8 protein-coding genes and 1 pseudogene are annotated in these 10,996 nt (G+C 68.2%); 5 read left to right on the forward strand and 4 right to left on the reverse strand.

Features of this window, described 5'->3' with window-relative positions; translation table 11 throughout:
* The 4 genes and pseudogenes from EQG76_RS27360 to EQG76_RS27375 all read right to left on the reverse strand — a co-directional run.
* Positions 1-400: pseudogene (locus EQG76_RS27360) on the reverse strand (sugar phosphate isomerase/epimerase); the annotation flags it as partial.
* Between the two features lie 69 nt (positions 401-469).
* Positions 470-1,099, reverse strand: a complete 630-nt coding sequence (locus tag EQG76_RS27365) for a redoxin domain-containing protein (protein WP_159718174.1) — start codon at positions 1,097-1,099, stop codon at positions 470-472.
* Between the two features lie 33 nt (positions 1,100-1,132).
* Positions 1,133-3,265, reverse strand: a complete 2,133-nt coding sequence (locus EQG76_RS27370; RefSeq protein WP_235031587.1) for a protein-disulfide reductase DsbD family protein — start codon at positions 3,263-3,265, stop codon at positions 1,133-1,135.
* A gap of 166 nt (positions 3,266-3,431) precedes the next feature.
* Positions 3,432-5,354 (reverse strand): cytochrome c, encoded by a 1,923-nt coding sequence (locus EQG76_RS27375; protein ID WP_159718178.1) that lies wholly within the window; start codon positions 5,352-5,354, stop codon positions 3,432-3,434.
* A 286-nt stretch (positions 5,355-5,640) separates the two neighbouring features.
* Here EQG76_RS27375 and EQG76_RS27380 point away from each other — a divergent pair, with 286 nt between their 5' ends.
* The 5 genes from EQG76_RS27380 to EQG76_RS27400 form a co-directional block, all read left to right on the forward strand.
* A complete protein-coding gene (locus tag EQG76_RS27380; RefSeq protein ID WP_200841168.1) occupies positions 5,641-6,204 on the forward strand; it encodes a glucose-6-phosphate isomerase family protein in 564 nt (187 codons plus the stop codon).
* Between the two features lie 66 nt (positions 6,205-6,270).
* The gene (locus EQG76_RS27385; RefSeq protein WP_159718180.1) at positions 6,271-7,743 is read left to right on the forward strand and encodes an ABC transporter substrate-binding protein; all 1,473 of its coding nucleotides are present in this window, start codon (positions 6,271-6,273) and stop codon (positions 7,741-7,743) included.
* Positions 7,744-7,810: 67 nt separating this feature from the next.
* Entirely contained in the window at positions 7,811-8,956 is a 1,146-nt protein-coding gene (locus EQG76_RS27390) for a carbohydrate ABC transporter permease (protein ID WP_159718182.1), read from the forward strand.
* Complete coding sequence (locus EQG76_RS27395) at positions 8,953-9,990, forward strand: carbohydrate ABC transporter permease (RefSeq protein ID WP_159718184.1); 1,038 nt, start codon at positions 8,953-8,955, stop codon at positions 9,988-9,990. Before EQG76_RS27390 ends, EQG76_RS27395 begins: the two co-directional genes overlap by 4 nt.
* A gap of 22 nt (positions 9,991-10,012) precedes the next feature.
* A partial coding sequence (locus tag EQG76_RS27400) for an ABC transporter ATP-binding protein (protein ID WP_159718186.1) occupies positions 10,013-10,996 on the forward strand: 984 nt, incomplete at its 3' end.

Genomic DNA, 10,996 nt, shown 5'->3' on the forward strand with positions numbered 1-10,996 from the left:
AGATGCGCGCCGCGGTGCGGAACTTGGCGTCGCGCTCTCCGCCGGACGTGACCGTGGCGCTGCCGAGCGACAGGTGGGCGCCCGGGAACTGCGCGGTGAACGCCAGTGCCCGGTCGATCATGGCGAGGTCGGTCTCGACCTGGGCGTCCTCGGTGAAGCCGCTCGGGCTGCCGCAGGCGAAGGCCACCAGGGTGAGGCCATGAGTGCCGAGTGCTGCCCGAAACGCTTCGGGCCGGTCGGCATAGCGGCCGATCATGGTGTCGGTGATCTCGATCCCGGCATAGCCGGCACGGGCGATCGCCCGCAGCAGATCGTCCGCATCGCCCTGCCAGCCTTCGCCCAGCATCTCCCAGGTGAAGGTCTGGCAGCCGGCCTGCAAGCCCGGCCCGGCACTGTCCATGAGACGCTCCCCGCTCGCTTTGCGCGCGGGATCAGGGGGCTACCGGACGCGCCTGTCAATGACCGCCGTTCAGGCCGCCGGCGCGTACTTCACGGCACAGCCATAGGGCCGGGTCACCGACGGCTCGACCGGCCGGCCCTCGACCGCGGCCAAGAGCGCGTTGCGCAGATAGGGCTCGGCCCGCTCGATGTCGGCCGGCCGGGTGGAGCGGATCGAATCGATCCCGCCCATGTAGAGCAGCGTGCCGTCCCGGCCGATCACGAACATCTCGGGCGTGGTGGTCGCCTGGTAGGCGCGCGCCGCTCGACTCATGGGGTCGAGCAGGACCGCTTCCGGCCGCGCCCCGCGCGAGACCGTCAGCTCCTTTGCTTCCGCTCCCGTGACATGGCCCTGCTCGCCCTCGGGAGACGAGGCAATCGACAGCCAGACCACGCCCTTGTCGGCCGCCAGCGCCTGGAGCGACTGCATGTTGCCGCTGCCATAGTGCTTACGGACATAGGGGCACTCGTGGTTGGTCCATTCCAGCACCAGGAGCTTGCCGCGATAGTCCTGGAGCCGGTGCATCGCGCCGTCCTGGTCGGGCAGCAGGAAATCCGGTGCCGGCTGGCCGACCGCGGGTCCTGCCATGGCCAGGCGCGGCAGGAGGGGCAGCGCGGTGGCGGCGAACAGGGCGGCGCGGCGGGTGATCGGCAGGATCATGGCAGTGGCTCCTGGCGCGGATGGGTGGGATCGTCAGCTCTGGCTGGGTGCTGGCATCTGTCCGGCTGTGCGTGCCACGGGCTCCAGCGCCTGCAGCACGATCGATTCGGTGAGGATCTGTGGCAGGACCACGGGGTCGCCGCTGCCGGCAGGATAGAGCAGGTAGAGTGGCACGCCTTCCCGGCCATGTCGCTGGAGCAGCGCGCCGATCGCCGGATCGCCGTTGGTCCAGTCGCCCACCAGGGTCGCCACACCAGCCGCGGCGAACGCCTCCTGGGTCGCCGTCGTGTCGAGCGCCACCCGCTCGTTGACCTTGCAGGTGATGCACCAGGCAGCGGTCAGGTTGACGAACACCGGCCGACCCTGGGCGCGCAGCTCCGCCACCCTGGCTTCGCTCCAGGGCTCGGCTGCCGCTGCGTCCGCCATAGTCGCTTGAGGCGTCTCCGCTGCCTGGAGCTGGGGCAGGACCGCGAGGGCGGCCAACATGGCCAGTGCCGCAGCACCGCGGCCGGCCCAGGCGCCGCGCCGGCCGGCAGATTGCGCGATGCCCAGCACCCAGGCGGCGAAAGCGACCAGGAGGGCGCCGGCCAGCGCCACCAGCAGCCCGTCGGCACCGGTCTGCACGGTCAGGACCCAGAGCAGCCAGCCGGCAGCACCGTACATCGGGAAGGCCAGCGCCTGCTTGAGCCGCTCCATCCACAAGCCGGGCCGCGGCAGGAGCCGGGCCAGGCGGGGCAGGAAGGCCAGGAGCGCATAGGGTGCGCCCATGCCCAGGCCCAGCGCGGCGAACACGGCAAGCGTCGCGGCCGGCGGCATGGCGAAGGCGGCCCCGGTCGCGGCGGCCATGAACGGGGCGGTGCAGGGGGTCGCGACCAGCACGGCCAGCACGCCGGTAAAGAAGCTGCCGGCATGGCCGCCTTTCGCCGCGAGGCCGCTGCCCGCACTGACCGGGCCACCCAGCGCATAGACGCCCGACAGGTTCAGTCCGACCGCCAGCATCAGCCAGGCCATCGCCGCCACAAACAGAGGCGAGGTGAACTGGAAGCCCCAGCCGGCCGCCATACCAGCACCCTTGAGCAGCAGCAGCAGGCCAGCCAGCGCCAAGAAGGACAGGAGCACGCCCGTCACGTAGGACAGGGCATGGAGGCGGATCGTGCGATCCGCTCTTCCGGCCAGCGCCGCGATCCCGACGGCCTTCATGGCGAGGATCGGGAACACACAGGGCATCAGGTTGAGCAGCAGGCCACCGAGGGCCGCGAACAGCGCCGCCTGCCAGAGCGGCAGGCCGGCACCACCGGTGGAACTGGCGGCGGGCGGCACCGGGCCCAGTGGCGCATCCAGGGCATAGGCACTGCGGCTGCCGGCGGCATCGGTGACGGCGATCACGCCGGACAGGCGCTCCGGCAGCTCGCCCTTGGCGCGGACCAAGCCCAGGCTGAGCTCGCCCTGGCCCACCCGCAGCTCCTGAGGGGCGGCGTTCTCGATCACGCCCCACTCGGCCGGAAAGAAGAAGGCGCTCGCCACCGCATCCGGGGAAAGCAGATCACCCGACAGGCGCAGCACGCCCCGGTCGCCTTCGAACCCGGCCTCGGCCTGCCACAGCGAGGGGCGCGGCAGGCTAGCTTCGGCCGCGGCGAACAGCGGTGCGGTTGCGGCATCACTCCGGGCAGTCGGCTCCACCGGCAGCGCCAGGGTGAAGCTGGTTTCCTCGGGGATGCAGATGTCCTTGCAGACCAGCCAGAACGCGTCCGTCCTGACCGTGAAGCTCTGGCCCGGCTGGAGGTCGGCCGGCGGCGTCACCGTGACCGGGAAGACCACCTCGTTCTCGTAGCCGAAATTGACCAGGGGCCCGTACTCGATCCGCTCGGGCGCCGGGAACTGCAGTTCGCCGGCGGAGGCACCCGCGGGCAGGTCGAAGGTGAGCGAGGGCGGCTCGCCGGCATCGCCAGGGTTGGACCAGTAGGTGTGCCAGCCAGGGCTGATCTGCTGGCGCAGCCCCAGGCGGAACGGCTCGCCGGGTGCGATCGCCGCTGCCTCGCTGACCAGAGTGACGCTGGTCTGGGGAGAGGTGAAGGGCGCGCTTTCGAGGGCATACGCCGGCCCCGCCGCGAGCAGGGCCAGACCCAGCGCCGCACCAGCACCCCTGCGGAAGCGCTTGCCGATCATGCGCGGATGCTCATGCCAGTGATCATGGCCATTCATTAGCATGGACCGGCGGCGTCGGAACACACGGGACAAGAACTCCTGGCAGGATCAGCCGCAGCTGACATACGCACGGCCGCCGGGATGCCCAGGGGAAACGCGGCGGAAACGGCCGGACCGCGACGAAGGGTCAGTCCGATTTGGCCGGGAGCATCTGCAGGTGCTGGATGACTTCCCGGCTGAAGGTCTCCAGCCAGGTGCGTCGGTCCGCCTCGTCGGCTGAGCCATTCATGACCACCTGCTCGCAATAGGCCACGATCAGGGCGTTGGCGATGTCGGCCGGTACCGCCTTCGGGTCTTTAGCCTTGAGCGCGGTCACGAAGCCGTCACGCGCCTCGGCCGTCACCGGCAGCGCCGGCGTGCCGAGCACCTGCCGGGCCTCCGCGATCAGCGAAGCCGGAACCAGCTTGCCGTCGTCGGCCGGGCAGGCGACCGGCCGGGCAGCATCGTCGGGTTCGCGGGCGACCAGGCTGTGGCCGACGGGCAGGGCCAGGGTCAGGTCGATGGCGGGAAAGGGGACGGCGGCGGTCTGCGGGGAAAGGTCGGCGGCCGCCTGCATGGCAAAGCGCTCGAGCGCCGCCTTCTTGAGGTAGGCAGGCTCGTCCGCCTGCGCGACGGTCGGGCAGTAGGCGGCGAGCAGCGCGTCGATGCTGGACGCGGCCCCGGCGTCGGACGCCTGATTCTGATAGGCGGCGATCAGTTCGGGGACATTGCGGTTGCCGCCCTGGATCATCGCGGCGATAGCGGCCACCGCATCGGCGTCCGGACCCGGCGCACCCGGAGCGCCACCGACCTGCGGGCACTGGAAGTCCGCAGCGGCACTGGTGCCATAGTCGGGGACTGCGCTGGCACTGCGCCACAGGCCAACCATGCTGGCAGTCGCATTGGCCGGAGCCTGATTGTTCCAGCTGGTGCGCACATAGTTGGCGAGTTCGGCGACCTGCTGGTCGGAGAGCCGGCCTGCGAAGGACGGCATCGCACCATATCTGCCGCCGGGCGGCAGGCCGTCGAGCACCGCCTTCAGCACGTTGTAGGGCTCCGCCGCGGTCACCGCCGGATTGCCCTGCAGCGGCGGCACCGAGTTCGCCAAGCCGGTGCCATGTGGCTGGTGGCAGCCGGCACACTGGTCGACATAGAGCTGCGACGCCCGATGATAGACGTCTGCCGGCAGCGGCGAGAGCTTCTGTGGCGCCGGCAGATCCGGGGGCGGTGGGCTGTCCAGCAGATAGGTGATCATGGCGTCGAGGTCGGCGTCGGTGAGATACGCCAGGCTGTGCTGGACGACGTCCGCCATCGGGCCGAACACACTGGTCCGGTCCGGCGCCGAGCCGGTCTTCAGGAAGCTCTTCAGGTCCGCGCGCTGCCAGGTCTTCGCCAGCGCCGCCGAAGTGATGGCCGGCGCGTAGAAGCCGTCGATCTCGGCGCCGACGAACTGCGCCTTGCCCTTGATCGCGCCCATGACGTTGCGCGGGCTGTGGCAGTCCGAGCAGTGGCCGAGCGCCTCCACCAGATAGGCGCCGCGATTCCAGGCATCGCTCTTGCCCGGGGTCGGCCGGAAGGTCTGCGGCGCGAAGAACAGCTCGCGCCAGGCGAGCATCCCTAAGCGAATGTTGAAGGGAAATACCAGCTGGTTGTCAGGGTTCGCGGCCGGCACGGCCGGGATCCGCCGGACATAGGCCCAGAGCGCGCGCAAGTCGTCCTCGGTGATCCCAGTATAAGCGTCGAACGGCATGGCCGGGTAGAGGAAGGCGCCGTCCGCGCGGACGCCGTCGTGCAGGGCTCCCTTGAACTGCTCATAGGTCCAGCCACCGATCCCGGTCTCCCGGTCGGAGGTGATGTTGACCGAGAACAGGGTGCCGAACGGCGTGCTCAGGCCCAGGCCGCCGGCATAGGGCTTGCCGCCCGGGCTGGTGTGGCAGGGCATGCAGTCGGCGGCGCGCGCCAGATACTCGCCCCTGGCGGTCAGCGCCGAATCGTCCTCCTGACCGTGGGCAGGCAGGCCGATCGGCATCAGCATGGTGGCTGCCGCGAGCAGCCAGCGCCGGACGAGCATGGGCGCATCCCCTGGATCGGCAGGCAGCATGCCCACCGTCGTTCCTGTATTTATGATGTATGCCAGGGCCGGTGGGGTGCGGAAACTGGTAATGCCGGCGGCATTTCAGCCAGTGCAGCTTTGCTCCTGGCAAGAACGATCATGCCGGCGGGCGCTGCTGCGGAAGGATTGGCCGGGAAAGGTGCCGGCGCCAGAATGAACCTTGAAAAGTCAGACGTTTGGCCGGAGAACCCGGGACAGGGGGAACGGGCATGCGCCATGAGTGCAGCCCGCAGGGGAGGCCAGGATGCTGTTGCCAGCCGGCGTGCGGATCGACGGAGATTCCGGATCGGTCACGCCATCCACCGGCAGCTATGCCAAGAGGCTCGGCGATCTCGCCGGTCTGTACCGGGACAAGGCGGCCTTCGAGGCGCTGGTGGCGAATGGCGATCCGCTGGCCTACGAGGTGATCGACTATCGCTGGAAGGACAGCGACCTGGCGTTTGGCACCACGGTCATGGCGCCCGGCAAGGTCGGCGACGAGTATTTCATGACGCGCGGCCATTTCCATGAGCGGCGCGAATGCGGCGAGACCTACTACACCCAGTCGGGCGAGGGGATCCTCCTGCTGCAGTCGCGCGACGGCGAGACCCGCACTGTGGAGATGAAGCCCGGGATCTGCGCGTTCATCCCGCCGGACTGGGCGCACCGCTCGATCAACACCGGCACGAACAAGCTCGTGTTCGTCTGGCACTGCGCCACGGATGCCGGCCACGAGTATGGCGAGATCCTGGAAAAGGGCATGCGCAAGCTGGTGGTCGAGCGGGACGGCCGGCCGGAGGTGATCGACAACCCGAACTTCATGCGCTGAGCGCGGCCGGAGGTGGGCCGCTCAAGGATCGATCGCAAGCAATAGGCAAGACCGGGGAGGGTCAAGATGAAGATTCGCAGTTGGTTGGCGGGCCTGGCGATGGCCGGCGTGGCGGCGGGTGCCATGCCGGCACTGGCCGCCGAGTTCGACGGGGTAACCGTCAACATCTTGACGCAGACGGGCCCTTCGATCTCGGGCCCAATGCAGGCGCGGGCCCCTGAGTTCGAGAAGCAGACCGGCGCCAAGATCAACGTCATCACCGTGCCCTTCTCGGACATTTACCAGAAGCTGCTGACCGACTGGTCGACCGGCACCAACTCGATCGACGCAGCGGTATTCGCGCCGCAATGGATGGTCGACTATGCCGCGTCCGGGTTCCTCGAGGACCTGACCCCGCGCATGGAAGGCGACGAGTCGCTGGAGCAGGACGACATCGCGCCGTTCTTCCGCGAGTTCTCGCAAAAATATGCCGGCAAGACGTACATGATGACGTTCGACGGCGACTTCCACATGATCTTCTATCGAACGGACGTCCTGGAGGAGCTCGGCAAGCAGCCGCCCAAGACCTGGGAAGACTATCTGGACATCGCCCAAGCCGCGCATGGCAAGGACATGAACGGCGACGGCCAGCCCGATTTTGGCTCTTGCATCGGCAAGAAGCGCAACGCCCAGGGCTACTGGTTCCTGACCTCGGTGGCCGGCGGCTACATCCAGGCCAAGGGGACCAGCGAGGGCGTGTTCTTCAACACGGAGGACATGACGCCGCTGATCGACAATGCAGGGTTCCGGAAGGCGCTGGAGGTCTACAAGAAGACGTCCGAGTACGGCCCGCCGGACGAGCTGAACCTGGACGTCGCCGACACCCGTGTGATGTTCGTGGCCGGGCGCTGTGCCCTGTCGATGGACTGGGGTGACATCGGCTCCATGTCGGTCGACCCGTCCATGAGCAAGGTCACGGGCAAGGTCGGCGCCACCATCCTGCCAGGCTCCAAGGAGGTGATCGACCGTACGACCGGTGAGTTCGTGGCCTGCGACGCCAACACCTGCCCCCATGCGATCGACGGGCTGAACCATGCGCCATTCGCCGCATTCGGCGGCTGGGGCGGCGGCATCAACGCCAATGCCGATCCCAAGGTGAAGGACGCGGCCTACGCCTTCTTCTCCTACCTGTCGCAGCCGGCCCAGTCGAACCAGGACGTCACCAAGGGCGAGACCGGCTTCAATCCCTACCGCCTGTCCCAGCTCGAGGACGTGGCGACCTGGGAGAAGATGGGCATGGGCAAGGAGAACGCCGAGAGCTATCTGGGCGCGATCAAGACCAGCCTGAACAGCCCGAACATGATCCTGGACCTGCGCATTCCGCAGAACCAGCGCTACCAGCAGGTGGTGCTCGACACCGCGGTCGCCCGCTATCTGGCCGGCGAGCTGGATGTCGACGCCACGGTCGAGACGGTCGTCGAGGGCTGGAACGAGATCAACGAGGAACTCGGAGTCGAGGAGCAGCTGGCAGCCTACAAGGCGACCATCGGCGCCGAGTGACGGCTTGAAGGCGGGGCGCCTGCCCAAAGCAGGCGCCCCGTCTGTTTCTTGAAGGGGCAGGACCGACATGGCCGTGACGTCCGCAGCGCACGTGACCGCCGCACCGCCGGAGCGGGAAAGCCTGCACGACTGGCTCGACCGCCAGGCCGGCCGGCTGTTCATCCTGCCGGCCGTGATCCTGATCCTGGGCTTCTCGATCTTCCCGCTGATCGCCTCGGCCTATCTGGCGCTCTCGCGCTTCAAGCTGGCGCCCGGCGGCTACACGCTGACCTTCATCGGCTGGTTCAATTTCAAGAAGATGCTAACCGGCTCGCAGCAGTTCCACCTGCTGGGCACGTTCGGCGCCATCACGTTGGTGGGCTGGGTGACCATCCTGGGGACGGTGGCGCTGGTCGTCTGGGGCATGCTCCGCTACGTCCGCTCCGGCCGAGCCACGGTGGTGGGCTGGATCGGCCGGCTGATCATGATCGCCACCGCACTGGCCCTAGCGGTCCTGTTTGCGGTCAATTTGGGCGAGGGCGGCCAGCTGGGCACCATCGCCACCACCATGTTCTACGTGGTGGGCGGCGTGGCCGTGCAGTTCGCGATCGGGCTGGGCTTGGCCCTGCTCTGCGCCAAGCCGATCCGCGGCCGCAGCTTCTTCCGGGTCCTGTTCTTCGTGCCGCTGATGGTGACCCCGGTGGGCATCGCCTACACCTTCCGCATGCTGGCCGACACCGCGGTAGGTCCCTTCGCCCCCTTGTGGCACTGGCTGGGCTTCGCCCAGACCTCCTGGTCCGCGGATGCCTGGACCGCCCGGTTCGTCGTGCTGATCGGCGACAGCTGGCAGTGGATCCCGTTCATCTTCATCGTGCTGCTGGCAGCCATCGAGAGCCAGCCGCGCGACGAGGTCGAGGCGGCGCAGCTGGACGGCGCCAGCGGCTGGCAGATCTTCCGGGACATCACTTGGCCGTCGATCGCACCGGTGGCCGCCACCGTCGTGCTGATCCGCGCCATCGAAGCGTTCAAGATCATCGACCTGCCCAACGTGCTGACCAATGGCGGGCCGGGTATTGCCACGGAATCCCTGACCCTGCACGCCTTCAGCGAATGGCGGGCGCTGAACCTCGGCGGCTCCGCGGCAGTGGCCTACATCCTCCTGTTCCTGTCGACGATCACCTGCGTCTCGTTCTTCAACTTCCTGGTCAAGCCGATGCGGGAGGGACGGGCATGAGCGCGATGCGCCGGCTCATCGAGCCCAAGTCACTGGACGCGATGTCGCCGCTGGGCGCGCTCCTGGTCTATGGCGCGCTGATCGTCTGGAGCCTCGTGGTCCTGTTCCCGCTCTACTGGATCGCGATCACGTCGCTGAAGCTGCCGATCCACGTCTCGGCCGGGCCGGTCTACCTGCCATTCGTCGACTTCCTCCCGGACCTGCACGCCTGGCGCTACATCTTTGTCGACCTCGGCAACGACACGCTGCGCCCCTACCTCAACTCGATCGTAGTGGCGCTGGTCTCGACCGCGCTGGCCATGCTGATCGGCTCGATGGCGGCCTATGCGCTCTCGCGCCTGGAGTTCGCGCCGCGCCTGGGCTCCATCCTCCTGTTCATCCTGCTGGGCGCGCTGATGATCGTGGCGGTGGCCGGGTTCGGCGTGCCCTGGTGGGTGGCGGCGGCCGTGGCGCTGGCGCTGTTCCTGCTCCTGATGCGCGCGGCAGGCCGGACCATGCGCGCCTCGCTCGGCAACGGCGACATCCTGTTCTGGATCATCTCGCAGCGCATCCTGCCGCCGGTGGTGGCGGCCCTGCCGATTTACGTCATGTTCCAGACGCTCGGCATGCTGGACACCCGCACCGCGCTGATCGCCACCTACACCACGGTCAACCTGCCGATCGTGGTCTGGCTGATGTACGACTTCTTCGTGACCATCCCGAAGGACCTGGAGGAGAGCGCGTCGCTGGACGGCGCCTCGCGCTTTGCGATCTTCTTTGGGATCGTCCTGCCGCTGGCCCGGCCGGGCCTGGTCGCGACCGGGCTGCTCGTCCTGATCCTCGCCTGGAACGAGTATCTGCTGGCCCTGTTCCTCTCCAGCGCCAACGCCCAGACCATGCCGGTGCTGGTGGCGGCACAGAACGCCACCCGCGGACCGCAATGGTGGTACATGAGCGTGCTGATCCTGCTCATGATCCTGCCGGTGATCTTCCTGACCCTTCTCCTGCAGCGTTTCATCGCCAAGGGCATGTTGCTCGGCGCGGTGAAGGGCTGATGCTGACGAACGAGCACTGCCGATGACGATCATTCTGGACCAAGCCTCCAAGTCGTTCGGCAGCGTTGAGGTGCTGAGAGCCCTGTCCCTGGAGGTGAAGCCCGGCGAGTTCCTGGTGCTGCTGGGCGCGTCGGGCTCGGGCAAGACCACAGCGCTGCGCATGATCGCCGGACTGGAATCGGTGACCTCGGGCCGGATCCTGATCGGCAGCCGCGATGTCACCCACGTCCTGCCCAAGAACCGCGACGTGGCGATGGTCTTCCAGTCCTACGCGCTCTATCCGCACAAGACGGTGTTCGAGAACATCGCCTACCCGCTCACGGTGCGCAAACGGCCCAAGGCCGAGATCGAGAAGAGCGTGCGCGACGTGGCGCAGCAGGTGCAGCTCGACCATCTGCTCGAGCGCTACCCGCGCCAGCTCTCGGGCGGCCAGCGCCAGCGCGTGGCGCTTGCCCGAGCCATCGTGCGCCGGCCCAGCGCCTTCTTGATGGACGAGCCGCTCTCCAACCTTGATGCCAAACTGCGCGGGCACATGCGCGCCGAGCTCAAGCACATGCAGCACGAGCTCGGCATCACCACGATCTACGTGACCCATGACCAGATCGAGGCGATGACGCTGGCCCACCGGGTCGCCATCCTGGAGCGGGGCGTGCTCCAGCAGCTCGACACGCCCGCCAACATCTACAACCGCCCGGCCAACCTGTTCGTGGCGGGCTTCATTGGCTCGCCGCCCATGAACGTGCTGGAGGGCTCGCTGGCCGATGGCCGGTTCGATTGCAGTGCCGGCAGCTTTGGCACGGCCAGCCGCGGCAGCGGCCGCGCGGTGGTGGCCGGCCTGCGCCCGGAGGACGGGCGGCTCGCCCCGCCCGGCCAGGGCCAGCTCGCCGGGGAGATCTATGCCAGCGAGCTGATCGGTGACCATACGCTGGTCACCTGCCGCTGCGGCGATGCCACGGTGACCGTGAAGGCCGACAAGGATTTCGCCGGCTCGATCGGGCAGCCGATC

Source organism: Geminicoccus flavidas, from assembly GCF_009806515.1.
GTDB classification, from domain to species: domain Bacteria; phylum Pseudomonadota; class Alphaproteobacteria; order Geminicoccales; family Geminicoccaceae; genus Geminicoccus; species Geminicoccus flavidus.

Excerpts from the sequence above, each read along its gene's own strand:
- EQG76_RS27375 (WP_159718178.1), bottom strand. The coding sequence starts at position 5,354 with ATGCTCGTCCGGCGCTGGCTGCTCGCGGCAGCCACCATGCTGATGCCG.
- EQG76_RS27390 (WP_159718182.1), top strand. The coding sequence starts at position 7,811 with ATGGCCGTGACGTCCGCAGCGCACGTGACCGCCGCACCGCCGGAGCGG.
- EQG76_RS27380 (WP_200841168.1), top strand. The coding sequence starts at position 5,641 with ATGCTGTTGCCAGCCGGCGTGCGGATCGACGGAGATTCCGGATCGGTC.
- EQG76_RS27385 (WP_159718180.1), top strand. The coding sequence starts at position 6,271 with ATGAAGATTCGCAGTTGGTTGGCGGGCCTGGCGATGGCCGGCGTGGCG.
- EQG76_RS27365 (WP_159718174.1), bottom strand. The coding sequence starts at position 1,099 with ATGATCCTGCCGATCACCCGCCGCGCCGCCCTGTTCGCCGCCACCGCG.
- EQG76_RS27395 (WP_159718184.1), top strand. The coding sequence starts at position 8,953 with ATGAGCGCGATGCGCCGGCTCATCGAGCCCAAGTCACTGGACGCGATG.
- EQG76_RS27370 (WP_235031587.1), bottom strand. The coding sequence starts at position 3,265 with ATGATCGGCAAGCGCTTCCGCAGGGGTGCTGGTGCGGCGCTGGGTCTG.